The organism is Polaromonas sp. P1_F2, from assembly GCF_056405735.1.
In genome coordinates, this window is record NZ_JBFUBN010000004.1 from 102,825 (window position 1) to 127,649 (window position 24,825).

The 24,825-nt window shown below is 61.0% G+C and carries 23 protein-coding genes and 1 tRNA gene; 11 read left to right on the plus strand and 13 right to left on the minus strand.

The features are described 5' to 3' along the window. The first annotated feature begins 29 nt into the window (after positions 1–29). The 4 genes from AC1D0O_RS10115 (at position 30) to AC1D0O_RS10130 (ending at position 4,334) form a co-directional block, all read left to right on the plus strand. Entirely contained in the window at positions 30–2,702 is a 2,673-nt protein-coding gene (locus tag AC1D0O_RS10115) for an Ig-like domain repeat protein (RefSeq protein WP_477653399.1), read from the plus strand. 10 nt (positions 2,703–2,712) lie between these two features. Then, a complete protein-coding gene (locus AC1D0O_RS10120) occupies positions 2,713–3,174 on the plus strand; it encodes a hypothetical protein (RefSeq protein ID WP_477653400.1) in 462 nt (153 codons plus the stop codon). A gap of 138 nt (positions 3,175–3,312) precedes the next feature. Then, positions 3,313–3,585 carry a hypothetical protein gene (locus AC1D0O_RS10125; RefSeq protein ID WP_477653401.1) on the plus strand — a complete coding sequence of 91 codons (273 nt, stop codon included), beginning with the start codon at positions 3,313–3,315 and terminating at the stop codon, positions 3,583–3,585. A gap of 332 nt (positions 3,586–3,917) precedes the next feature. Next, positions 3,918–4,334 (plus strand): hypothetical protein, encoded by a 417-nt coding sequence (locus AC1D0O_RS10130; RefSeq protein ID WP_477653402.1) that lies wholly within the window; start codon positions 3,918–3,920, stop codon positions 4,332–4,334. 121 nt (positions 4,335–4,455) lie between these two features. On the opposite strand, the gene AC1D0O_RS10135 is transcribed toward AC1D0O_RS10130, so the two are convergent. Continuing rightward, positions 4,456–5,355 carry a LysR family transcriptional regulator gene (locus AC1D0O_RS10135; RefSeq protein WP_477653403.1) on the minus strand — a complete coding sequence of 300 codons (900 nt, stop codon included), beginning with the start codon at positions 5,353–5,355 and terminating at the stop codon, positions 4,456–4,458. Between the two features lie 238 nt (positions 5,356–5,593). Between AC1D0O_RS10135 and AC1D0O_RS10140 the strand changes: the two genes are divergently transcribed. Together AC1D0O_RS10140 and AC1D0O_RS10145 are read left to right on the plus strand one after the other, a co-directional pair. Then, on the plus strand, positions 5,594–7,393 hold the full coding sequence (locus tag AC1D0O_RS10140) for an amidohydrolase (RefSeq protein ID WP_477653404.1): 1,800 nt from the start codon (positions 5,594–5,596) through the stop codon (positions 7,391–7,393). A gap of 11 nt (positions 7,394–7,404) precedes the next feature. Beyond that, a complete protein-coding gene (locus AC1D0O_RS10145) occupies positions 7,405–8,307 on the plus strand; it encodes a pirin family protein (protein WP_477653405.1) in 903 nt (300 codons plus the stop codon). A 383-nt stretch (positions 8,308–8,690) separates the two neighbouring features. Here AC1D0O_RS10145 and AC1D0O_RS10150 read toward each other — a convergent pair whose 3' ends face one another. Continuing rightward, positions 8,691–8,918, minus strand: a complete 228-nt coding sequence (locus AC1D0O_RS10150; protein WP_477653406.1) for a YodC family protein — start codon at positions 8,916–8,918, stop codon at positions 8,691–8,693. Between the two features lie 153 nt (positions 8,919–9,071). Between AC1D0O_RS10150 and AC1D0O_RS10155 the strand changes: the two genes are divergently transcribed. After that, positions 9,072–9,818: a hypothetical protein gene (locus tag AC1D0O_RS10155; RefSeq protein WP_477653407.1), complete on the plus strand. Its 747-nt coding sequence runs from the start codon at positions 9,072–9,074 to the stop codon at positions 9,816–9,818. 289 nt (positions 9,819–10,107) lie between these two features. Here AC1D0O_RS10155 and AC1D0O_RS10160 read toward each other — a convergent pair whose 3' ends face one another. The 9 genes from AC1D0O_RS10160 to AC1D0O_RS10200 form a co-directional block, all read right to left on the minus strand. Then, positions 10,108–10,710: a hypothetical protein gene (locus AC1D0O_RS10160; RefSeq protein WP_477653408.1), complete on the minus strand. Its 603-nt coding sequence runs from the start codon at positions 10,708–10,710 to the stop codon at positions 10,108–10,110. Between the two features lie 70 nt (positions 10,711–10,780). Further along, on the minus strand, positions 10,781–11,548 hold the full coding sequence (locus AC1D0O_RS10165) for a DUF5677 domain-containing protein (protein ID WP_477653409.1): 768 nt from the start codon (positions 11,546–11,548) through the stop codon (positions 10,781–10,783). Between the two features lie 67 nt (positions 11,549–11,615). Beyond that, positions 11,616–11,783, minus strand: coding sequence for a hypothetical protein (locus tag AC1D0O_RS10170; RefSeq protein ID WP_477653410.1), 168 nt, complete (start codon positions 11,781–11,783; stop codon positions 11,616–11,618). A 154-nt stretch (positions 11,784–11,937) separates the two neighbouring features. Next, positions 11,938–12,013, minus strand: a tRNA-Thr gene (locus tag AC1D0O_RS10175). 23 nt (positions 12,014–12,036) lie between these two features. Continuing rightward, positions 12,037–13,044, minus strand: coding sequence for a class 1 fructose-bisphosphatase (locus AC1D0O_RS10180; protein WP_477653411.1), 1,008 nt, complete (start codon positions 13,042–13,044; stop codon positions 12,037–12,039). Between the two features lie 74 nt (positions 13,045–13,118). Beyond that, positions 13,119–13,976, minus strand: a complete 858-nt coding sequence (locus AC1D0O_RS10185) for a tetratricopeptide repeat protein (RefSeq protein WP_477653412.1) — start codon at positions 13,974–13,976, stop codon at positions 13,119–13,121. A gap of 17 nt (positions 13,977–13,993) precedes the next feature. After that, a complete protein-coding gene (gene pepN / locus AC1D0O_RS10190) occupies positions 13,994–16,717 on the minus strand; it encodes an aminopeptidase N (protein WP_477653413.1) in 2,724 nt (907 codons plus the stop codon). Positions 16,718–16,809: 92 nt separating this feature from the next. After that, a protein-coding gene (prfB, locus tag AC1D0O_RS10195) for a peptide chain release factor 2 (protein WP_436157927.1) occupies positions 16,810–17,914 on the minus strand; the annotation gives its coding sequence in 2 pieces (ribosomal slippage) (positions 16,810–17,832 and positions 17,834–17,914; 1,104 coding nt in all). 74 nt (positions 17,915–17,988) lie between these two features. Then, positions 17,989–18,924, minus strand: coding sequence for an alpha/beta fold hydrolase (locus AC1D0O_RS10200; protein WP_477653414.1), 936 nt, complete (start codon positions 18,922–18,924; stop codon positions 17,989–17,991). Positions 18,925–18,932: 8 nt separating this feature from the next. On the opposite strand from AC1D0O_RS10200, the gene AC1D0O_RS10205 reads away from it, so the two are divergent. Further along, entirely contained in the window at positions 18,933–20,702 is a 1,770-nt protein-coding gene (locus tag AC1D0O_RS10205) for an acetate--CoA ligase (RefSeq protein ID WP_477653415.1), read from the plus strand. Positions 20,703–20,761: 59 nt separating this feature from the next. On the opposite strand, the gene AC1D0O_RS10210 is transcribed toward AC1D0O_RS10205, so the two are convergent. Then, the gene (locus AC1D0O_RS10210; RefSeq protein ID WP_477653416.1) at positions 20,762–21,427 is read right to left on the minus strand and encodes a YiaD family glycine zipper/OmpA-like lipoprotein; all 666 of its coding nucleotides are present in this window, start codon (positions 21,425–21,427) and stop codon (positions 20,762–20,764) included. Positions 21,428–21,700: 273 nt separating this feature from the next. Between AC1D0O_RS10210 and AC1D0O_RS10215 the strand changes: the two genes are divergently transcribed. The 3 genes from AC1D0O_RS10215 to plsY are packed head-to-tail and all read left to right on the plus strand — an operon-like array spanning position 21,701 to position 23,997. Beyond that, entirely contained in the window at positions 21,701–22,762 is a 1,062-nt protein-coding gene (locus tag AC1D0O_RS10215) for an aldo/keto reductase (RefSeq protein ID WP_477653417.1), read from the plus strand. A gap of 28 nt (positions 22,763–22,790) precedes the next feature. Next, positions 22,791–23,315: an aminoacyl-tRNA deacylase gene (locus AC1D0O_RS10220; RefSeq protein WP_477653418.1), complete on the plus strand. Its 525-nt coding sequence runs from the start codon at positions 22,791–22,793 to the stop codon at positions 23,313–23,315. 49 nt (positions 23,316–23,364) lie between these two features. Further along, a complete protein-coding gene (plsY, locus tag AC1D0O_RS10225; protein ID WP_436157922.1) occupies positions 23,365–23,997 on the plus strand; it encodes a glycerol-3-phosphate 1-O-acyltransferase PlsY in 633 nt (210 codons plus the stop codon). Between the two features lie 120 nt (positions 23,998–24,117). On the opposite strand, the gene AC1D0O_RS10230 is transcribed toward plsY, so the two are convergent. Next, the gene (locus tag AC1D0O_RS10230) at positions 24,118–24,825 is read right to left on the minus strand and encodes a retropepsin-like aspartic protease family protein (protein ID WP_477653419.1); all 708 of its coding nucleotides are present in this window, start codon (positions 24,823–24,825) and stop codon (positions 24,118–24,120) included.

Sequence of the window (24,825 nt, forward strand, 5' to 3'; positions counted from 1 at the left end):
CTTTCACCGCGTGGCTAAGCCGCCTGGTGATGTTCATTGCCATGGCCCCGGCCATGGTCCTCGCCGCCACCCCGACGACCACGGCGCTTTCAAGCAGCGCCGGCACGGCCGCGCTCGGGCAAAGCATCACGCTGACGGCCACCGTCACAGGCGCCAGCCCAACGGGCACCGTGACCTTCAAGGACGGCGGCGCGACCGTAGGCAGCAGCACCGTGGCAGCCGGTGTCGCCAGCGTAAGCACCAGCGCCCTGGCCCTGGGCAGCCATACCCTGAGCGCGGACTATGCGGGCGACACCAACAACGACCCATCCACCTCCACCGGCATCAGCGTCGTCATCAACGTCGCCTCGCCTGGCCCCATGACCTGGCAATTCGGCTATGACGCCATGGGCCGGCCCACCACGGTGCTCGACCCCAATGGTCTCGCCAGCTACACCTACTACGACAGCCTGGGCCGCCCCATCCAGACCCAGCAGCCGGCCAACACCGGCAGCGCGACGCCAACGACCACCAGCTTTGCGTACAACGCCGCCGACGGCCTGACCCAGGTCACCGACCCGCGCAATCTGGCCACGACCTATAGCCCGAACGGCCTGGGTGATGTCACCGCCCAGACCAGCCCCGACACGGGCGCCAGCCAGTACACCTACGACGCCCTCGGCAAGCTGCTCACCAAGACCGATGCCAGGGGCAAGCTGACCCAGTACACCTACGACAACGGCGATCGCCTCAAAACCATCAGCTACCCCACGGGCACCGGGAGCGTCTTTGAATACGACGGCGGCACCACGCTTGTCCCGGGCGCCATAGGCCAGCTCACCAAGATCACCGATGCATCCGGCCAGGTTGTCTACACCTACGACGGCATGAGCCGCAAGACCGGAAAAACCCAGACCACGGGCGGCAAGACCTTTACGGTTGGGTATACCTGGGGGGATAGCGGAAGCGCGCTGGACAAACTAACGGCCATCACCTACCCCAGCGGAACCCGGGTTAACTACAACTATGACGCGCAGGGTGTGGTCTCGGGCATCACGGTCAATCCGCCGAATACCAACGGTGTGGGCACCAACACCGGCAGTACCTTGCCTATGCTTTCGGGTATCACCACCAATGCCGAAAGCAAGCTCACGGGCTGGACCTGGGCCAGCACCAAGACCCAGGCGATCAGCTACGACGCCAACGGCCAGATCAGTGCTTACAACCTCGGCGACTCCACAGGAACTGGCATCCGCCGCACCATCGTCCGCGACAGCGCAGGGCGCATTACCGGCTACACGCATGTCAGCAACGGAACGCCCGTTCCCGCACTGGACCAGAGCTTTGGCTATGACAACCTGAACCGCCTGGTCAGCGCCACCTTGGGCAGCACAGCCATCCAGTACAGCTATGACGCCACGGGCAACCGCACGGCCAAGGTCATCAGCGGCACCAGCTACCCCAACACCATCTCGGCCACCAGCAACAAGCTGAGCCAGATCCAGGATGTGAGTGGTATGGCGACTGTCGTGCATGACGCGGCCGGTAATATCACGAGCGATGGAACCAATAGCTTCACATATAGCGACCGGGGACGGCTGGCGACGATGACCAATGGCGGTGGCACGGTCACTTATAGCTACAACGCGCTGGAGATACGGGTTGGGAAGACTGGGCCGACGGCCTTAGTCCCGACGGGCGCCATTTACTATGTCTATGACGAGTCGGGCAAGCTGCTTGGTGAATATGATGTCAACGGAGTTCCTGTTTATGAAACAATTTATATGGGTGTTCCGGTTGGAGTGGTCAAACTGACGGGAACAGCTGGGGCGGGTGATATCGCGATCAGTCTGTATAACGTCTCTACGGACCAAATCGGAGTGCCACGCATCATCACACGACAGAGCGATGACGCGATTGCTTGGCGCTGGGACTCGGCGGAGGCCTTTGGAGCCACGACACCAGATCAGAACCCCAATGGCCTGGGTACTTTCAGCTTTAACCAACGCTTACCCGGCCAGGTGTTTGATGCCGAGAGCGGCTTGTTCCAAAACTGGAACCGAGAGTACAGCCCGCGCATCGGGAGGTATATGCAGTCTGATCCGATTGGACTAGGCGGCGGAATCAATACCTTTTCCTACGTCGGAGGATATCCCTTGGGAAGAGTGGATCCTCAAGGACTTTGGTTCGGAGGGGATGACATTGTCTTTGCTGTAGGAGGTGCTCTGGTCGGGGTAGGGGGACGATTTATAGGTGATGTGGTGACGGGAAACCGAAGCAACTGGCGAGACTATTTGGGGTCCGCAGTCGGTGGGGCGGTTGGCGGCGAGACGCTGCTGTATACCGGAAACCCGTTTCTTGCTGGCGCGGCCGGAGGACTCGCGGGCAATTTAACCACTCAGCTCGCCAACTATGCGACCGGCAATCAGTGTGAGGTGGATCTTTCGAGTGCTGCGTTCGATACGGTCTTTGGCGCCGCGACCGGGTTCATTCCTGGTCGCCCTCGCATCCCAGGCATAAACTCCGGTCGGGGGAGTGACCTCCAAGTGTTTAAGCAAATATTGACGAAGGCGCAGAATGGCACTATCAACTCAGTTACCCCAAGTACTGCAATAAAGATGGGAAAAGGGGCATTTTACGAATATGCCGCAGGTCAGGGAGCTGCCACTGGTGCGGTCGGATCCACGATGTTTGGTCGTGCCCGCGAGTATTTTGGATGGTGAAGGAGGGGGCATGAGTGAACGTTCTGATTTAGAAGTCAGCGATGATTCGGATCTCTCGATTCGTGCCGCTTCAAGCGCGTACGCGGCACTCGCGGGGATCTGGTTCGTACTCGGCGTTCTATACGTGCTAGCTGGCATCCCCCACGGACAGGTTGGAAATGGAGGGGCGCTCGTTTCCTTTGCTGTAGGGGGGGTATGGGTCTTTTGGCTACGTGGGTTTCAACTTACGGTCTACAGTGGTTCTATCGTCTATCGGGATGGCTTCTACCGGGTTGTGCTTGTCCCGATCGACGAAATTTCTGCCGTCAGAAGCACTTGGGTGAAATGGAGCATTGCCGGCAGAGATATTCGGATTCCGCGTCTGGTTATCGATTACGGTGTTGACCGCCACCTCGTCGTAAACACAAAGCCATTTACCCGGCGTGATATCGCTTCTGCAATTGATCTGATTCGTAGAAGAGGCCGGCTTTAGTCTAGGCGACGGCAACCACGATCCACTCGGCCGGCCCATCCAGACTCAGCAGCCGGCCAACACCGGCAGCGCCACGCCCACGACGACCAGCTGCCTACAACGAAATCGCAAGACTGCACCTGCAAGGTAAATTAGTCGATGAGAAAACTCTTAAGCACACTGATCAAGTTCCTGCTGGGCTATTCAGGCCCGGTGTTTGTTGTTATTCACGTTTTCTTGTTCAAGCATTACTTTTCTCAGGGAATGCAGACGCCGGATGTGACTCACACAGTCATCCTGAACAATCACGGCGTAAACAGGTACATCACAGAGCAGCAGGATCGAGTTCTTGATGTTTCACTTCTAACAGCCGTGATCATGATGATCGTTTTCTTTGCCATGATCATCGTGAAAATTCGAAAGAGACACTGATTCATTCCAGCGGAGGGGCTCGGACGACCCAACAACTGTCTGTATGTGGAGGGCAGTCCCTTAATGTTCACGGACCCGTCGGGACTAGCCTCCCCAGGAGCTTGGGAAACAATCTTTCGTGCGAGCGGCGCTCAGGTTTCAAAGCCCGCTGTGTGGACTTTCGTGGTTGTTTCATCCACTTTCCCACCGAGCATTGAGCCATTGGTGATGTCCTTTTGCACAGAACTTGAGGTCTATATTTCAGGACTCTGATAGGCAAGCGGCTGCGAAAAATGGGGCCAGATTAAAGTGAAATCCAACAGCGACACGAACAACGCCCCGGAGTCTCTCTTATGCAGGTAATGAGATTAACGTTCCTATTTTTGCTTGGTGTTGCGGGGATCGCTTTGTTTCTCTACTCTGCAGAGAAGACTTTTTTTCTCCAGCAATCCGGTAATGCTACCAATGGACAAATTGTTCTTTTTGGATTGACAGCACTGCTGATGCTTGTCGCCGGAGTTGCAAATCTGTTTGCTGCCTGGGCGTTGTCTTTTGGTCGATTGTCATCGGTGCTTGGTTCGGTAGATTCACCTATTTTGGTTGATGCCAACGGTGTTCGTCGTCAAGCATCTCGCATCAGAATAAAAAAGAATCTTGACGAAGGCCAAAGCCATTTGCCCGAAAACGAACAAGTCGTCTTGTTTATATCCGGCTGGAGACCTTGGAGTTGTCCCGCTTCAAATTTTCTGAAACGCGACGACCATACTTAGGCAGTCGTAATTTGCTTCGGTTCTGTCAACCTGGACTGTGTCACCAGCGTCACCTTGACCCGCGCGACCATTCAGCACACTAAGAGACATCAAGAAGATTCGTGCCGGAAGAGGCCACTGCTCAAGCTTGAGGCTCCCCAAAGTCGAAGTCGGGAAACTTGCTGAAATAGTCCATCAGCATTTCTGTCAGGACCCTGATCTTCCGCGCGGGATGCTGGCCAGGTGGGCGCACCACGTAGGCGCCTGCCGGCCTGGTGGGGTGTTGCGGCATGACCGTCACCAGTGCGCCGGAAGCCAGATGAGGGCGGGTGAGTCCAAGGGGCAGGTAGCCGATGCCTATACCGGCTACCGCCGCTGCGACAAGCGCAATGCCGTTGTCTGCCTTGAAGCGGCCTTGGGGCCGGACAGTTACGACTTTGCCTTCCTTCATCAATTGCCAGGTTTCCGTGCCTTGCATCAGCGCTTCGTGATCCAGGAGTTCGTCCAGTGTTTGAGGTGCGCCGTGCGCCTTGATGTAGGCCGGGCTGGCGACCAGGCTCCCGTTCACAGGCCCGACACATTGAGCCATCAGGTTGGAGTCCGCGAGATGGCCGACGCGGATTGCGCAGTCGTAGCCTTCAGCAACCAGGTCGACGAAGCGGTCGCTGTAGCAGGTCTGGATGTGAAGCAGTGGATGCCGGCTCGCCATCTCGGCGAGTACGGGCGCGAAGTGGGTGGGGCCGAAGGACAGCGGCGCCGCGACGCGTAAGCGGCCCCGAAGCTCGCCGGCGGGCAGGATCGTCTCTTTGGCAATTTCTATCTCGGCACACACCCTGGCCGCATAGTCGCGAAATGTCGCACCCGCCTCCGTAAGGGATGCGCCCCGCGTGGTGCGCGCCAGCAACTGAACGCCCAGCTCGGCCTCAAGCCTGATGAGCCGCCGGCTGACGATGGACTTGGCTACGCCGAGACGAAGGGAGGCCGCTGTGATGCCTCCCCCGTCGGCAACTTCCACAAAGGTTCGCAGTTCTTCAATCTCCATCCGGTGTTCCTGTTTATGCGACACAGATGCGCAAATTTGAGGTCTACCGTACCACAAAGAATGGTGCAAAGATTCGCCTCAGGCCATCAGTGAATCGTCCTGCCGCCAGCAAAAACGATCCCTGACTGTGCCGGGCCGGGCAGGCCATATCCACATCCAGCACACACCGCCGCGGAGCTCAGTTCGCTGATCGCCGCACGGTGGCGGTCTTTCAAATCCCTCGAATGGAGAAATAGCAGTGAAGTTGATACTACTGATCGGATTCATGGTGGTGAACGGCTTGGCCAACACCCATGCACAAGCCAGGCAAGAGGCGCCGGGCGCGGACCTGATCGTGCACAACGCCAGGATCTTCACCGGCAATCCCGGGCAACCCGCGGCGTCCGCCCTGGCCGTCAAAAACGGCCGCATCTACTCGGTCGGCACGGATGCCGATGTGCTGGGTTTGAAGAACGCCAACACCCGGGTCATCGATTCAGGCGGCCGGCGACTCATCCCGGGCATCATCGACGCGCACACCCATGTGCTCAACGAAGGTGGATACAACTACACCCTGCGATGGGACGGCGTGCCGACGCTGCGCCGGGCCCTGGCGATGCTGAGCGAGCAAGCCAGACGGACACCGGAAGGCCATTGGGTGAAGGTGATTGGCGGGTGGTCTCCCTACCAGTTCGAGGAGAAGCGCTTCCCCACCCTGGACGAACTCCGCCGGGCCGTCCCCAATCGCCCGCTGATCGTGCAGTACGCCTACAACCGCGCCTTCATGAACCAGCAGGCGATGGATGCCCTCGGCGTGGGCACCGACAAGTTTCCCAAGCTGCCGGGCACCGAGCTGGAGAAGGATGCGCAGGGCAAGTACACCGGTGTGATCCATGGCTACACGTTCCTGTTCATCGCCTTGGAGACCATGGTCCCCCAGCTCTCTTTCGACGAGGAAGTGAGCTCGCTGGTCCAGACGGTCCACAGCCTCAACCGCTTCGGGGTCACGTCCATCGTCGATGCGGGAACGGGCTTCCGCGGGTATCCCAAGGCAGTGCCCACCGTGGACGCCCTTGCCCGCGATAACCGTCTCAACATCCGCATGCCCTTCGTGGACATCCAGTTTGGAGAGGGCAGCGTGGTGGACGCGCAACTCACGGCGATCACCAAGACGGCGCCTATCAGTCCCGGGCACAACCTGCATCCGCAGCTGGCGCACGGCCACGTCTACCGCGGCGCCGGCGAGTTGCTGTCGGCGGATGTCCACGATCATGAGAACTTCGACCGTCCGGCGGTCGTCATCGAGCCGGACAAGATGCGGGAACTGGTGGAGCGGGACGTCTCAAAGCTGGTCCAGCGGCGAATTCCTTTCCGCGAGCACATCAGCTACGACGAGAACATCACGCCTTTCCTCGATGCACTCGAGAAGCTGAACGAGAAGATGCCGCTCGACGGTCTACGGTGGAGCCTTGAACACGCCGAGACCATCAGTCCGGCAAACATTGCGAGAGTGAAGGCACTGGGTGGCGGTATCGCCCTGGACGCCAAGATGGCGATGCACGGCGACGGCTTCATCAAGACCCACGGCCGCGACAAGGCGTTGTTGACCCCGCGCCTGCGCCAACTCGTTGACAGCGGCATCCCCCTGGCCATGACCACTGACGCCTTCCGGGCGGCCTCGTTCAATCCGTGGGTCGGCATCAGCTGGATGGTGTCGGGGAAGTCGGTCTCCGGAACCGAGGTGCTGGCCAGGGACAACCGCCTGTCACGCGCCGAAGCGCTGAGGCTCTTCACCCGCGGTGCGGCGTGGTTCATGAACGCCGAAACCGAGTTGGGCATGATCGCCCCCGGCCACCTCGCCGACTTCGTGCTGCTCGACAGGGACTACTTCGAGGTGGCCGAATCCCAGATCAAGTCCATCGCCTCGGTCTTGACCGTCATGGATGGCCGGGTGGTGTACGGCGCGCAGGATTACCAGTCGCTTTCGCCGGCATTGCCCGAGATCCTGCCCGCCTGGTCACCGATCAAACACTTCGGCGGCTACCCTCAAACCCGATGAGGCCTGAAACCATGAACCCAACCAACGACCTGCCGGTTTCCGCCGGCGAAAGCGTTCGCCGCGTCACCTTCAGGACGCGCGGCACTACACACGGCCCGATCACCCGCTTGATGAGCCCATCGGACCTTGGCCACATGCTCAAGCCCTACGTGTTTCTCGATCTTTTTGACGTCGACCTCCACGACCCTCGAGCGGGCTTCTCCATTCATCCGCACTCGGGACTTGCAACGATCACCGTCATCACCGACGGAGACCTGAGATTCGACGACCCCACAGACGGAACCGGCCACATCGGTTTCGGCGGCTTCGAGTGGATGCGCGCGGGCAAGGGCGTGTGGCACGGCAAAGAGCTGTCCGGCGGGACGACGCCGAGAGCCAAGGGGTTTCAGCTCTGGATTGCCTTGCGCTCCGACCTTGAGCACGAGCAGGTAGACAGCCAGTACCTTGAAGCCGGGCACGTCCCGACTGCCGGGCCCGCGCACGTGATTCTCGGCAGCTACGAAGGCGTCCTCAGCCCGGCACGCGCCCCTGAGGGTGTGACCTACCTGCTGGTGAGGCTGGCCGCCGGCACCGAGTGGACGTTCACGCCCCCTTCGGCAGAGCCGCTCGCCTGGCTGGCGGTCTCAAGCGGTCTTTTGGTCGGGGAGACCCCAGCCGAAGCCGGCGAATTGGTCATTTTTGAGCAGGCAGTCCAGCCCATCAAGTTGCAGGCCGACCCAGCTGGCGATGCCATCTTCGTGATTGGGTCCGCAACACCCCATCCTCATGATTTGCATCTTGGGAGCTACTCCGTCCACACCTCCGCAGATGCACTGGCCAAGGGTGAGGCCAACATTGAGCGCTTGCGGCAGCTCTTGCTGGCCGCCGGCGACCGGCGAAACGCCAGCGGCACGATCCCGGTTTTCAAGGCGTGAGCCTCCTGATGCGTCGCAGCCCGAAGCGTGGCCGCACGCGGTAGCTCGTCAAGTGGGTCTGCGTTGGGCTGATCCATGAACCCCGTGATCAAGGATGCGCATTCGGGTCCAGAAAAGCAAAAAGCCCTCAATCGAGGGCTTGTGCTTTTGTGAAAACCAACTGTCATCAAATTTGACACCAGCTGTTTTCGGTTAGTAACCACTATCGCGTTACCGCGGTAAATGGTGCCGGAGAGATGCCTTCATGCATCAAACAGGTGCCCCTAAGCTGTTGTAAGGGCCTACCAGTGTGGTACCCGATGACAGCTACCACGGGAATCTACCACGAAGGCGCTCCATCACACGTGCCCTCCCTGGGCTCGTTCAGTAAAAGCTTCATGAGTCTATGGAAAGCTGGATCGTCGCCCTGTTCTGATGGTTATCGGGGTCACTACGTAACGTATGAGTATGTCAAGTGCAAAGACTTGCTTGTTCATAGTCGTGCTATCAAACCAAACGCATTCAGCCGCGTTGTCCATGCCCAATGAAGGGAATGAACCAATACTTTGGATTGTCATTCTTGGCCCGCCGCTCTTGAGCTGAACTACGTCACCAACTTTAAGAGGTTCCATTTTTTTCCCTTTAGGGCCGAAGTGTAGAAGTAATCGTCTCAAATAGAGGTGGGATATGCTCTAGGAATGCTAAGTTCTCAATCTGCAATTAGCTTCAACACTCTGGGGCGCATCGTCGAGGAAGAGGCCTCAGAGCGCTTTCAAACGTCCGCCATGGCCACGGCTTCAGAGCTTAATGCTCGCGGGCTCTATCATTCTTCAGTTCATATACTGGGGTTGGATAAATTGGCTAGGGACGAGATGACGGCCTCTGCTGCCGCCCTTTACTCGGCTTTAGTGGAAGCGCACAAAGCAGAGCCTGTTGTCGACATTGGGGCTCGGATAGTTCAATTGCAGCAAATGTTCTCGATTCGCCTAGAGCAGTTGGCGCACACATTGATTGAAGCGCGCGATGCCCGGCTTGTGCCACTTTCTAAAGGGCTTCTGCAGCCTATAGAGTTGCCAGAAATTCCACGAGCATTGACCCGATTACATGCTCAGTATGGGGCGAAGATTCAACTTTTAATTACCGGGATTGCCAATCAGCAACGGGGACAGTCAGCAATGGGAAATACCTTTAACGTAAATGCTCCTGTCGGTGCTATCCAAACGGGCGATAACTCTACGTCCGTCATCACGCAAACTGTCACATCGCCAGATAGAAGTGAGGTTCTATCGGCGTTGCAGGTGCTGACTCAATCACTTCAAGCGTCACAGACATTGACCCAGTCTCAGAAGACTGAAGTGGTCGAAGTTGTTAACGAAATTAGGGTGCAGGCGAATTTAGACTCACCAAATAAACTGAAACTAGGCGCTCTTCTTGGCGGACTTGCTTCGGTCGTACAAACTATTCCAAATGTTGCTCCAGCCTGGCAAACTCTTGTTGCTTGGTCCTCTGCTATTCGCAATGCCGTGAATTGAGGGTGTCCGTCTGGTGACTTGCCTACCTTCCTAAGGAAAAAGGGCGTAGTACAAGTGCCACCACCAGGCTGTGCGCGTGCTGATGTGCTGAAGGCAAGTGAACATTTGCAGGGACGTTGCATCGTACTTGCAAAGCCCCACTGCTAGGGCATAGCGCTCGTTCTCCACACGTACAAGTGCGGCACAGAACCAGATAAGTAAGGCCGCCAAAATAGCCACCGTTATTTTTAGTTTTTTCATAAAAGTAGAGAGGCTAATTAGGTCGGCGCACTGTTGAACATTCAACGCATCAGGGAGGGCCCATTTGTTCCCCCTGAAAGAAGTAGAGGGCTACCTGTTTTCCAAAAGCAGGGTAGTCAACTTCAAAGGGCGGTCCCGGATGAAAGAGAACTGGGTCAGGATAGAGTGCACCGTTAACTCCATCCTCTCTGTATAGGAACAGCAACAGCAAATACAGGCCAGCCACGGCATTCAGTGCGTGGTGAAGATTTGCACTTGCGAAATGCTCGCCCCGATGATGCTTGACATCGTTGTACGCTTTCCACCAAAAAGGATTTTGGTCTTTCTCCCATTGCTCCCATGGGGTGAGCGTCAGGCCGAACTTTGGTAAGGTAACAATGGCACCAGAGAGCTTGTCGCATGCGGGAACAATCGCCTTCCGATAGCCATTTATGTCTCGGGCTTTACTCGCGGGATCAATTTTCTTGCAAAACAGCTTCGCCACGACATCAACTTCGGATGCGGCTGTAATAAGAATACGTGCTAGTTCGAGCGAAAAGGCTTGAAAGTTGGCAGTTGTAGGTTCCAGAAATCTGGACATTCGAACTATGTCGTCATCAAGCGCGAGAAAGTAATTCCAGTGCTGGCGAACGGGGCCGACTTGAATACCCATAAGTGCCTTTCGGGATTTAGAGCACGTCAATCTGATTCAAGCTAAACCATCAACTTTTGCGTTGAATGCTTCAACAAGCATCAGATGTTTTTAATTTGTTATTGGATTCCATTAGTGCAGCCCACATCACTTTCATCTGCTCAAGTTCCGCGGCGCGGTCGGCTGTCATTGTTTGCAACGGAAGTGCTGTGAGCGCGTCGAACATCAGCGAAGCTGCAACTAAGCAGTACTCGGAGGCCAAATTCGCAGGAACGTTCGGGCGCAGTTGTAGCGAGTCTCCGTCTAGGCCCTCGAAATAGTCAAGCGTCCCTGCTGTTCCTCCATGGGAATGCCTGCTGACAAGCCGATAGATCGTGACATAGCTTGCTTTCGATTTCGCAAGACCTGCCCAGTTATGGGCGACGAAACCTGAACCTGGATCCAAATCCGCTATCTCAGCATCGAGAAAGGCATCTGTTAAGTGGTCAGCACGCTCATGCAGGGTCAAACCCTTCTTGAGACCTTCAAGGGCCTTTCGGCCTTCCGCTTGCCCTTGTTTGAACAGATCGATAATTTTGGTGGGGTCTTCAGCTACAGCTAGGATTACGTATCCAAGTTCGATGAGAACGCGAAGCAGAGCGCCGGAGGGATCCAATAGATTAGCGCGAACAGAGACCTCGATGGCTTGGGAGAACCGCAACATTCTCCAACGGTGAGCCAGAAGGAATTTCTCTTGATCATCTAGCCCCACATGCGGCCCGCCAAGCACCTTCCCCGCAAAGCTATTCGTGTCCGCTAGGACGCGGAGAGCGTTTGTTGTGAGTTCCTTCTGCATTTGAGCTTTGATGGTCTGGTCCATCGACGGATTTTGCGCCAAGCCAACATTGCTCGGTTGCAGTGGGAGCCAGTCAGCTTCGGCGATATGCTCATGTAGCGGCCCCGGGGGCGATGTGGCGTTTGAATTCAGCTATTTTGTGCGGCCCAAAAGGAACACGAGCGTGCCCATTGGAATAATCTTGTTCGCGATATTCGCTGTTATTTTCGTAATTTGGCTTGTTGTAGCTTTGCGACGAAGTGGCGAAAAAAATTCTCATGAGAGGTTCCTCAATGCTGAGAGGGAGAAACCGCCTGTCGGCCGCATGGGAGAGTGATGCCGTCAACTTAGCCGACTCTGGCTAATGCACTAAGGCTGGCACAGCTTCACGGCATGAAAAAAGCCCCTGTTTCTTGCGAAACAGGGGCTTTTATTGGTGCCGGAGAGATGAATCGAACACCCGACCTTCTCATTACGAATGAGCTGCTCTACCGACTGAGCTACACCGGCGTTTTATGGAATACAGCCCGAGATTATAGCCCGGAGTGGTAGGAGGTCACCCGTTCGACCTCATTTTTGGAGCCGAGCATGACGCTGACTCGCTCGTGCAGCTTGCCGGGCTGCAGGTCGAGGATGCGCTGTTTGCCGTTGGTGGAGGCGCCGCCGGCCTGCTCGATCAGCCAGCTCATGGGGTTGGCTTCGTACATCAGGCGCAGCTTGCCGGCCTTTTCGGGCTCGCGTTTGTCCCAGGGGTACATGAAGACGCCGCCGCGGGTCAGGATGCGGTGCACGTCGGCCACCATGGAGGCGATCCAGCGCATGTTGAAGTCCTTGCCGCGCGGGCCGTCCTTGCCCTGCAGGCACTCGTCGATGTAGCGCTTCACCGGCGCGTCCCAGTGCCGCATATTGCTCATGTTGATGGCGAACTCTTTGGTGTCCTCGGGGATCCTGACGTTTTCTTCGGTCAGCACAAAGGAGCCCTGCTCGCGGTCCAGCGTGAACATGGCCACGCCGTCGCCGACCGTCAGCACCAGGGTGGTCTGCGGGCCGTAAATGCAGTAGCCGGCCGCGACCTGCTTGTTGCCGGCCTGCAGGAAGTCTTTTTCTTCGACGCCGGCATGGCCTTCGGGTTTTTTGAGCACGCTGAAGATGGTGCCGATGCTGACGTTGACGTCGATGTTGCTGGAGCCGTCGAGGGGGTCGAACAGCAGCAGGTATTCACCCTGGGGGTAGCGGTTGGGCACCACGTAGATGCTGTCCATTTCTTCCGAGGCCATGGCCGCCAGGTGGCCGCCCCATTCGTTGGCTTCGATCAACACCTCGTTGGCGATGATGTCGAGTTTTTTCTGGATTTCGCCTTGCACGTTTTCACTGCTGGCGGTGCCGAGCACGCCGCCCAGCGCGCCTTTGTTGACGGCCTGGCTGATGCTCTTGCAGGCGCGCGCGACCACTTCCAGCAGCAGGCGCAGCTGCGAGGGGATGTGGCCGTCCATGCGCTGCTGCTCGACCAGGTAGCGGGTCAGGGAGATTTTTTGGGACATGGGGGGCTCCGTTCGATGAAAGGTTGGATCGGTTGGGCGGCGATGTTGTTGTCGGGTATGGCCGGGTGAGGTGATCAGCGGGGCTTGCCTTGCTGTTTGCGCTCTTCAAATTCGGCCAGCGTGGCCACGGCGCTCTCCAGCAGGGACTCGTCGTCCTTGGCGCGCGCAATGTCCACGCGTTGCTGGAAGAAGGCGCGTGCTTCGGCAGTCTTACGTGTTTCGTGCGCGAGCACCCCGAGCTGGAACAAGGCGTCGAGCACGATGTCGGTGTCCTCCAGGGCCTTGCCCAGCGCCAGGCGCTGTTGCAGCCAGGTTTTGGCCTCGGCATGTTTGCCCAGCTCGTAGGCATTTTGCGCCAGGTTGTTGATGACGCCGGACAGGCGCTTGTCCGTGCCGAAGCCGAAGGCGGCTTGCGCATCGGTGAGCAGTTGCCGGTTGTGCGCCAGCGCTTCGGCGAAGCGGCCGGCCTCGTGCAGGGCGTAGCCGATTTCTTCGCGCATACCCAGCTTCTGCTCGACGCTCAGCGTGACGCCTTCGTGCGCGGCCCAGTGGACCGACTGCTGAAGGTGTTCGATGGCGGTGTCGTATTCCTTGGCCTCCAGGGCCGACTCACCGATGGCGTAGTGTTGTTCATAACGCCCGGTGGGGGTCAGCTTGCCTTTGGCGGCGCGCATGGCCAGGGCGCGCAGGCCCAGAGGCAGGCCTTCGGTGTCCTGTTGGCGTTTGCGGAACACCGCGAACTGCAGCCATAGCAGGTCGGCCATTTCGTCGGAGTCGGCTCCCACGGTTTCGGCCAGGGGCTGCAGGGCGGCCAGGTCGGCCGACATGCGTGAACCGCTGAACGTGCCGCTGGCGTCGTACACGGTGTCGCGCAACCGGTTGAACTTCTTCGCAAACCGCTGTGCGGGGGTACCGAATGAGAAGAATGCCATGGCGGTGTCGTCCTCGTTCAGTCGGCCAATGCGCGCGAGACCACTTCGTGGGTGTCTTTGCTCAAATCGGTTTTGGCCGCAACGCGGGCAATCGCCTCGCGCGCCGCGCTGCGGTAGGGCTCGGCCAGCTTGCTCCAGCGGTCCAGCGCGCGCGCCAGGCGGGCGGCGACCTGCGGGTTGATGGCGTCGAGTTCCATCACGCGGTCGCTCCAGAACACATAACCGGCGGCGTCGGCACGGTGGAAGGCGGCGGGGTTGCCCTGGCAGTAGGTGCTGACCACGCTGCGCGCGCGGTTCGGGTTGCGCAGGCTGAAGTCGGCGTGCTTCATGAGCTGCTTGACGGCCGGCAGGATGTTGCCGTTGCGGTCAGGCGCGCCGGCCTGCAGGCCGAACCATTTGTCGATGACCAGGGCTTCGTCCTTGAACATGGCGTGGAACAGCGGCAGCGCCTCGCCGGCCAGGGCATGGCCGCTGGAGACCAGCGCGGCCAGCGCGTTGAAGCGGTCGGTCATGTTGCCGGCGTCCTTGAAGCGCTGCAGGGTCTTGCCGGGCCAGGCGGTGTCGCCCGTGGTTTGCGCGGCCAGGCACAGATAGGTCAGCGCCATGCCCGCGAGCGCGCGGCGGCCGCTGGAGATGGGGTCGGGCGTGTAGGCGCCGGTGTCGTGGTTGGCCTGGTAGGTGGCCTCCCAGTCGGCGGCCAGGGCCGTGGCCAGCTGCAGGCGCATGGACTCGCGCACCGCGTGGATGCGCTGCGGGTCCACCACCTCGAGCTGTTCGGCCAGGTAGGTTTCGGACGGCAGCGTGAGCACCAGTTCCTTGAAGGCCGAGTCGAGCGTGGGGTGGCGCAGCACCTGGCGCATGGCGTCCAGGTAGGCCTCGTCGAGCACGGCGGCAGGCGTTGCAACCGCGGTGATGGCCGCGATGGCGCGGTTGACGGCCAGGCGCTGGCCGGCTTCCCAGCGGTTAAAGGGGTCGCTGTCGTGCGCCAGCAGGTGCAGCAGCTGGGCATCGGTGTAGTCGAACTCGAGCACCACCGGGGCGGTGAAGCCGCGCAGGATGGAGGGCACGGGCTCAGCGTCGATATTCGTGAAGGTCAGCGTCTCGCTGGGCTGCGTGAGCACCACGGTGCGTGTGCTGGCGGGCGGCTGGCTTTCACCGGCGAGCTGCAGCGGCAAATCTTGCCCATCCGCACCCAGCAGGCCCAGGCCGACCGGAATGACAAAAGGCTGCTTGACGGGCTGGCCCACCGTGGGCGCGCAGCTTTGCGCCAGCGTCAGCGTGTAGGTGCGGGCACCAGCGTCATAGCTGCCTTGCGCGCGCACGCGCGGCGTGCCGGCCTGGCTGTACCAGCGCTTGAACTGGGGCAGCAGGCGCGCCAGGTCGGACATCGGGTTGGCGTCGGCAATCGCCTGCGCAAAATCGTCGCAGGTCACGGCCTGGCCGTCATGGCGCTCGAAGTACAGCGTCATGCCGCGGGCAAAACCGTCGCGCCCGACCAGGGTCTGCATCATGCGCACAACCTCGGCGCCTTTTTCGTAAATGGTGACGGTGTAGAAATTGCTGATCTCGACATAGCTGTCGGGCCGCACCGGGTGGGCCATGGGGCCGGCGTCTTCGGGGAACTGGGCGGTGCGCAGCACACGCACGTCCTCGATGCGCTTGACGGCGCGGGCCGAGGGCGCGCCGGCCAGGTCCTGGCTGAACTCCTGGTCGCGGAACACCGTGAGGCCTTCTTTCAGGCTCAGCTGGAACCAGTCGCGGCAGGTGACGCGATTGCCCGTCCAGTTGTGGAAGTACTCGTGGCCGACCACGCTCTCGATGTTGGAAAAATCCACGTCGGTGGCGGTGGCCTGGTTGGCCAGCACGTACTTGGTGTTGAAGATGTTCAGGCCCTTGTTCTCCATGGCGCCCATGTTGAAGTCGCTGGTGGCGACGATCATGAAGCGCTCCAGGTCCAGCGGCAGGCCGAAACGGGCCTCGTCCCAGGCGACGGAATGCATCAGTGACGTCATGGCGTGCTCGGTCTTGTCGAGGTCGCCGGGGCGCACATAGACCTGCAGCGTGTGCTGCTTGCCGGCGCGCGAGGTGATGCGCTGCTCACGGCTGACCAGCTGGCCGGCCACCAGGGCGAACAGGTAGCTGGGCTTTTTGTGCGGGTCCACCCATTTGGCGAAATGCCGCGCGCCGTTGGGGCCGGGCTCCAGCGGGCCCTGGTCGACCAGGTTGCCGTTGGACAGCAGCACCGGGTACTGGGCCTTGTCGGCGCGCAGGGTCACGGTGTAGCTGGCCATCACGTCGGGGCGGTCCAGGAAGTAGGTGATGCGGCGGAAGCCCTCGGCCTCGCACTGCGTGAAGAAGGAGCCGTTGCTGACGTAGAGGCCCATCAGCTTGGTGTTCTTGGCGGGGCAGGTGGTGGTGAAGATTTCGAGGTCGAAGGGCTCGTGGCCTTCGGGCAGGTTTTCCAGCACCAACTGGTTGCCTTCCATCTTGAAGGAAGTGCCCTGGCCGTTGACCAGCACGCGCGAGAGGTTGAGTTCCTCGCCGTCGAGCTTGAGCGGCTGGGCCGGCACACCGGGGTTGCGGCGCAGGCGCATCTTGTTGAGCACGCGGGTCTTCGCCGGGTCCAGGTCGAAGCACAGGTCGACGGTGTCAATCCAGTAGGCGGGGGCGATGTAGTCGGCGCGGTTGATGACCACCGTGGGTCCTTGTCCTGATCCACGGTCATCGGGCATTTGCAACATGGCTACTTCCTCAAAATCAAAACAATTCTAAAAACTCAAAAATCCATCCACAAACCCTGGGCGGCCGACGCCGGCCGCCCGAGCGGGCTGTATCAGACGCCCTGCTTCAGCGAGGCTTCGATGAAGACGTCCAGGTCACCGTCCAGCACTTTCTGCGTGGCCGAGACTTCGACGTTGGTGCGCAGGTCCTTGATGCGGCTGTTGTCCAGCACATAGCTGCGGATCTGGTGGCCCCAGCCCACGTCGGTCTTGGTGTCTTCCAGCTTCTGCTGGGCTTCCTGCTGCTTGCGCAGCTCGAAGTCGTAGAGCCGCGAACGCAAGCGCTTCCAGGCCACGTCGCGGTTGCTGTGCTGGCTGCGGCCGTCCTGGCACTGCACGACGATGCCGGTCGGGATGTGTGTCAGGCGCACGGCCGAGTCGGTCTTGTTGATGTGCTGGCCGCCGGCGCCGCTGGCGCGGAAAGTGTCGGTGCGCACGTCGGCCGGGTTGATCTCGATCTCGATGGAGTCGTCGATCTCGGGGTAGACGAAGACCGAGGCGAACGAGGTGTGGCGCCCGCCCGAGGAGTCGAAGGGCGACTTGCGCACCAGGCGGTGCACGCCGGTTTCGGTGCGCAGCAGGCCGAAGGCATACTCGCCCTCGATCTTGATGGTCGCGCCCTTGATGCCGGCGGTGTCGCCCGGGGATTCATCCTCGACGGTGGTCTTGAAGCCCTTGCGCTCGGCGTACTTGAGGTACTGGCGCAGCAGCATGCTGGCCCAGTCGCAGGCTTCGGTGCCGCCGGCGCCGGCCTGGATGTCCAGGAAGCAGGGGAGGGGGTCGGCCGGGTTGTTGAACATCCGGCGGAATTCCATTTTTTCGACTTCGGCGGCGATCTTGGCGGCATCGCCTTCAATCGACTGCATGCCGGCTTCGTCGCCTTCGCCCTTGGACATCTCGAAGAGCTCGGTGTTGTCGGAGAGCTCGGAGCTCAGGCGGTCGATGACGTGGACCACGTCTTCGAGCGATTTCTTTTCCTTGCCGAGTTCCTGCGCGCGCTTGGGGTTGTCCCAGACCTTGGGGTCTTCGAGTGCGGCGTTGACTTCGTTCAGTTTTCGTTCTTTGGCAGGGTAGTCAAAGATACCCCCGAAGCTCATTGACCCGGTTGCTGAGGTCGACGAGCTGGTTGCTGATGAGGTTGATGCGTTCTGCGTCCATGGTTCTTCTGTCCTGAAAGTGTGGTGGCCGCAAGAGGCGGCTGAACCCGCTATTTTCTCATGACACAGAGGCGTTTAGCCGAGAAAGCCCTCAATCAGTGTTGCCAGCTGTTCCGGCTGGTCGTGGTGCAGCATGTGGCCGGCGTCCTGGATCACGGCGACGCGGGCCTGGGCCACCTGTTTGAGCCGTTCGTGGTACTCCGCCAGGCTGTATTTTCCCTGCCACCAGCGGGCCAGGGAATCGTCGGAGGCCTCGACGGCCAGCGTGGGAGCGCTGATGCGGCGGTAGATCGCCAGGGTTTCGTCGACCCGGTAGAGCTGCGCGCTGCCGATCTTGTGCGCGGCTTCGCCCAGGATCTGCCATTTCCCCGCGGCATCCGGGCGTGCCCAGTGGCCGGCCAGCCAGCCGGCCTTGTCGGCCGACAGGCGCGGGTTGGTCTTCATCAGGCGGCGCGCCACGCCGTCCACGTTGTCATAAGCCTTGAGTTCGAGCTCGCCGCGCCGCAGGCTTTTGAGCTCGTCCATCCATTTGGCATAACGGCCCGGCGCCTGTTCGGGCTGGCTGGGCGGCAGGCCGAAGCCTTCGAGGTTGACCAGCCGGCGCACGCGCGCGGGCCGTACGCCGGCATACAGCATGGCGACGTTGCCGCCCATGCTGTGGCCGACCAGGTCCACGGGCTGCTCGCCAACATAGTGGTCAAGCAAAAAATCCAGATCGGCCAGATAGTCGGCGAACCAGTAGTTGTCGGCGGGGCTGCCCTCGGGGCCGGAGGCTGTCAGCCCAAAGCCGCGCCAGTCCGGCGCGATGATGGTGCGGCCTTGCGCGAAGGCGTCCGACAGGGCGTCGACCATGAACTGGTAGGAGGCGGCGACGTCCATCCAACCATGGACGAGCACCAGCGGCGGCAGGGCGGGGTTGGCGCCCGAGGGGCTTTCCCAGAGGCGGACGTGATAACGGAGGTCACGTATAGGGACAAACTCGCTGCGGGAAGATCGTTTTTCTTTGTACATTGGACCCCATGATAAAGAGACACGAAGCCAAGCGCAGTCAACACAGGGACAAGCCGGCCGTCCCCCCATCCCAAGCCGACCACTACGCGGCGCTGCACGCCGGCTTTCGCTGGCAGGTGGATGAATTTTTCAACATCGCCGAGGCCTGCTGCGGCCGCTGGGCGCGGGCCGAACCCCGGACCGCCATACGCATACACAAGCCGGGCGCAAAAACCGTGCTGCACAGCTACCAGGAGCTGCAAAAAGCCGCCGATGCGCTGAGCCAGGTGCTGGCCGGCCTGGGCGTGCAGCGCGGCGACCGCATTGCCATCGTGATGCCGCAGCGCCTGGAAACCGCGGTGGCCTATATGGCGGTGTTCCAGATGGGTGCGGTGGCCATGCCGCTGTCCATGCTGTTCGGCCCCGAGGCGCTTGAATACCGGCTGCAGGACAGCGATGCCGTGGTGGCCATCTGCGACGAAAGCTCGATGGCCAGCCTCAAGGCGATCCGCGGAAATTGCCCGGCGCTGCGCACGGTGATCGCCGCCGGCACGGCCCAGGGCCAGGGCGATATCGACTACGGCAGCGCGCTTGCGGCACAAAAGGGCGCCTTCGCGGCCGTCAAGACCAAGGCCGAAGAAGGCGCCATCCTGATCTACACCAGCGGCACCACAGGCCCGCCCAAGGGCGCGCTGTTGCCACACCGGGCGCTCATCGGCAACCTGCCGGGTTTTGTCTGCAGCCACAACTGGTTTGGCTTTGACGGCAAGGCCAACAAAAAGTCCGACGCGGTGTTCTGGTCCCCGGCCGACTGGGCCTGGACCGGGGGGCTGATGGATGCGCTATTGCCCAGCCTGTATTTCGGCCGGCCCATTGTCGCCTTCAACGGCCGCTTCAGCCCCGAGCTGGCCTTCAGCCTGATGGCAGCGCAAGGCGTGACGCACACCTTTTTGTTCCCCACGGCCCTCAAGGCCATGATGAAGGCCTATCCCAAACCGAAGCAGCATTTCAGGATGACGCTACAGGCCATGATGAGCGCCGGCGAAGCGGTGGGCGACGCCGTGTTCGCCTACTGCCGCGAACAACTGGGTGTGACCGTCAACGAGATGTTCGGCCAGACCGAGATGAATTACGTGGTCGGCAACTGCAGCCGCCTGTGGCCCGCGCGCCCCGGCAGCATGGGCAAGGCCTACCCGGGCCACCGCGTGGCGGTGATCGACGACGAGGGTAATGAATGCGCGGTCGGCGTGCCGGGCGATGTGTCGGTGAACCGCTATGACGTCCACGGCGATCTCGACCCGATCTTCTTTCTGGGCTACTGGAAAAAAGAGGCCGCGACCCGCAACAAGTTCACCGGCGACTGGTGCCGCACCGGCGACCTGGCGCGCCGCGACGCCGAGGGCTACCTCTGGTACGAGGGCCGTGCCGACGACGTGTTCAAGGCCGCCGGCTACCGCATAGGCCCCGGCGAGATCGAGAACTGCCTGGTCAAGCACGCGGCCGTCGCCAACGCGGCCGTGGTGCCCAAGCCCGACCGCGAGCGCGGTGCGGTCGTCAAGGCCTATGTGGTGATCGCGCCCGACCAGGCCGCGGCCCGCGCGGCGCATCCGGGCGGCGCGGCGCGGTTTGACGAGGAGCTCACCGTGAAGCTGCAGGCCCACGTCAAGAACCTGCTGGCGCCTTATGAGTATCCCAAGGAGATTGAATTTATTGATGCGCTGCCGATGACGACGACGGGCAAGGTGCAAAGACGCGTGCTTCGATTGCAGGAGGAAGAACGCTTCAGGGCGCAGTCATAGTCCTGACGCAGACATAAAAAAAGCACCCGAAGGTGCTTTTTTTATGGGTTAGCTAATGCTCAGCGGGCTGCGACATGTTCGGCGACGTAGATTTCAACGCGGCGGTTTTTATCACGGCCTTGCTGCGTGCTGTTGTCGGCAACCGRTTCGCGCGAACCGCGGCCGTCGGTCACGATGCGGGTGCGGGCCACGCCTCGGCTGACCAGGTAGTCACGGGCTGAATCGGCACGGTCCACCGACAGCGGGTTGTTGATGGCGTCGGAGCCGGTGTTGTCGGTGTGGCCGATGATGGTGACCGTCGTGACCGGGTTCTGGTTCAGGCTGGTCGCGAACTGGTTCAGGATGGGTGCGAAGTTGGGCTTGATGGCCGAGCGGCCCACGTCAAACGAGACGTCGCTGGGGATGTCCAGCTTCAGGCGGTTGTCGGTGGTCTGGCTCACGGCCACGCCGGTGCCGGCGGTGGCGCGTTCCATCGCGGCTTTCTGGTCCTGCATTTTCTTGGACCAGATGTAGCCGCCGCCCGCGCCGACCGCACCGCCCAGCACCGCGCCGGTGGCGGCACCCTTGGAGCCGCCGGTGGCCGCGCCCAGCAGCGCGCCCGCGACAGCGCCTATGCCTGCGCCCTTGGCCGTGTCGGACTGGGTTTCCGTCATGTTGGCGCAGCCGGAAAGCATGGCGGCGGCCAGGACGGCGCAGCTCAGGGAAGTGGTGGTCAGTTTGTTCATGGAAGTTCTCCTCGGGAAAAATTGGACGATGTCGTTATGAAGCTGTTTATGAAGCCGTGTTGACGTTTCAGGATTCAGCCACGAGCGATTAAATCGTTGGAGTGTGAATACTAGGCAGGCAATTGGTGAGCAGTTGTAAGACAAAGGCCCGAATTGGCCTTCCAGCACTTCGCGTGCGAAGCCCTTAAACTAGCCGTTTCGTGAATTCCGTCACGCGGCCTCCCATTGGCGCAACAGCGCTTTGTCCGTCCTTTCCTCTCAATCCCAAATCCCATGAATAAAGTCCAACTCGGCTCCAGCGACCTGCAGGTGACACCTATTTGCCTGGGCACCATGACCTTCGGTGAACAGGTGGATGAAAAAACCTCGCACGCCATCCTGGACCGTTCGCTGACGCGCGGCGTCAATTTCATCGACACGGCCGAGATGTATTCGGTGCCGGCGCGCGCTGAAACCTGCGGCTCGACCGAAACCATCATCGGCAACTGGTTCGCCAAAAATCCGTCGGCGCGCAACAAGTTGGTGCTCGCCACCAAGGTGGCCGGCCCCTCGCGCGGCATGCCCTGGGTGCGCGACGGCAGCGGCATGACGGCAAAAGACATCGTGGCTTCGTGCGACGCCAGCCTCAAGCGCCTGCAGACCGAGGTGATAGACCTCTACCAGATCCACTGGCCCGAGCGCCACGTGCCGGCCTTCGGCGCGCTGTACTACAACCCCGCGCAGGAGCGTTCCGTCACCCCCATCCATGAACAGCTGCAGGCGCTGGCCGGCCTGGTCAAGGCGGGCAAGGTGCGCGCCATCGGCCTGTCGAACGAAACGCCTTACGGCGTGCACGAGTTCGTGCGCCTGGCCGAACAGCACAGCCTGCCGCGCGTGGCCGCGGTGCAAAACCCGTACTGCCTGATCAACCGCACCGTGGAAAACGGCCTGGACGAAACCATGCACCGCCTCGGCGTTTCGCTGCTGGCCTATTCGCCGCTGGGCTTCGGCCTGCTGACCGGCAAGTACGACGAATCGGGCTTTGAAGGCCCGACTGCACCGAAAGAGGCGCGCATCGCCAAGTTCGAATCGACGCGCAAGCAGCGTTGGGGCCGCCCCGAGGCGCTGGCCGCCGCGCGGCGTTACAACGCACTGGCGCGCGCCAACGGCCTGACGCCCACGCAGCTGGCCTTGGCCTTTTGCTACACCAAGTGGCAGGTGGCCAGCACCATCATCGGCGTGACGTCTGTCGCGCAGCTGGACGAAGACCTGGACGCCTGGGGCACAAAACTGTCACCCGAAGTCCTGGCCGAGATCGACAAAATCAGGTGGGAGTCTCGCGACCCGGCTCTGTAAGTCCAGGTTTGTCGCGCGCTGCTGCACCATGGCCAAAAAAGACGGCAAAAAAGACCACGTCAGCGAAACGCCGGCTACGCAGTTGTTGAAGGCGAATAAAGTCGACTTCACCGAGCACCCCTACGAGTACCTGGAACACGGCGGCGCCCAGCACAGCGCCGAGGTGCTGGGTTTTGACCCCTTCACCGTCGTCAAGACTTTGGTGATGCAGGACCAGGACGCCAGGCCGCTGCTGGTGCTGATGCACGGCAACCGCAAGGTTTCGACCAAAAACCTGGCGCGGCAGATAGGCGCCAAGTCGGTCGAGCCCTGCAAGCCCGAAGTCGCCAACCGCCACAGCGGCTACCTGGTGGGCGGCACCTCGCCCTTCGGCACGCGCAAAATCATGCCGGTGTATATCGAGGACAGCATCCTGGCTTTGCCTAGAATCGCCATCAACGGCGGGCGGCGCGGCTACCTGGTCGGGATAGACCCGCAGGTTTGTGTCACATTGCTCGGTGCAAAATCGGTGAACTGCGCGCTCAGCCTGGACAATGCCGCCGGCTACGGCTGAGCCCGGCCCCCAGGGCCCGCAGCCACCACATATATAAAGAGGGAGACCCATGGTTTACGCATACTCAATTGGCGCCACGCTGCTGGCCTACCTGCTCGGCTCGCTGTCCTTCGCGGTCATCGTCAGCAAGCTCATGGGCCTGAGCGACCCGCGCAGCTACGGCAGCAAAAACCCGGGCGCCACCAATGTGCTGCGCTCCGGCAGCAAGCCGGCCGCCATCGCGACGCTGCTGCTGGACGGCCTCAAGGGCTGGCTGCCGGTGGTGCTGGTCAAATGGTTCGGCGCCGACTACGGCCTGGGCGACGGCACGGTGGCGGCTGTCGGCTTTGCGGCCTTCCTCGGGCATTTGTACCCGGTGTTCTTCCAGTTCAAGGGCGGCAAGGGCGTGGCGACGGCGGCGGGTGTGCTGCTGGGCGTGAGCTGGATATTGGGCCTGGCGACGCTGGCCACCTGGGTGATCATCGCTTTTTTCTCGCGCTATTCCTCGCTGGCCTCGCTGGTCTCGGCGGCCTTTGCGCCCCTCTATTACCTGTTCGGCGACCGGGAAGCCTGGTATGTCGACAAGGCCATCCTGGTGGTGATGTTTGCCATCAGCGCGCTGCTGGTGTATCGCCACCGTGAAAACATCAGCAAGCTGCTCAAGGGGACGGAGTCCAAGCTGGGAAGCGGCAAGAAGGGTTGAGCCCCTCAAAAACCCTCCTGGCGTTGTTGCGCCGCCTTGCCGTACTGGTGTACTGTCTGCGGCGACGCGCCTAGCCAGGACCGCTTCGCTGGGTTTTGTGAGTGGCTCTTGATCGACGCGTTAGAAACGACGAGTCAAAACCATTTCTTCGTTCGTGCGGTTCATCTGGAATCGCGTGAGGAAGCTGTTGCCCAGCAGGATAAACGGCATTTCGCGCGCGGCCACCACGGCCGGCACGTTGAAGACTTCCACATCACCGACGCGCACCGAGGCAAGCATGGTCTGCCAGCCGAGGATGGTGCCGTTGGCGGTGGTCAGCTGCACGGGCCGGCCCGATTTGTAGTCGACGCCCATTCGCTCGGCATCGGCCAGCGACATCGACACGGCGCTGGCGCCGGTGTCCACCAGGAACTGGGCCATCTTGCCGTTGATCTGGCCCTGGGTCATGAAGTGCCCGCCGCTGCCGGCTGTCAGCACGATGCGGCTGCCTTGCCCGGCCTGCGTGCCTGGGCCTCCACCCGCGCCCACGCTCATGGGCGCATCACCGATACGCAGGGAATGGCGCTTGCCGCCGAGGTCCACCACGGCCTGGTCGCCGGAGGTGGAAATGACCTTGACGCCCTGGTGCGTTTCCCCGGGGGCGACGGTCTTGGGTGGGCCGCCGTCCACAATCAGCAGGGCCTTGTTGCCCAGCATGCCGGCCAGGCCCACGGTCTGGGCCTGCGCGGCGGCGTGGGGCAGGGCCAGCGCAAGCAGCAAAGCCGCCAGTGGACAGGCACCGCGAAAGGCGGCGGCTGCGCCTTGCCATACCCGCGCAGGGGATTTCAT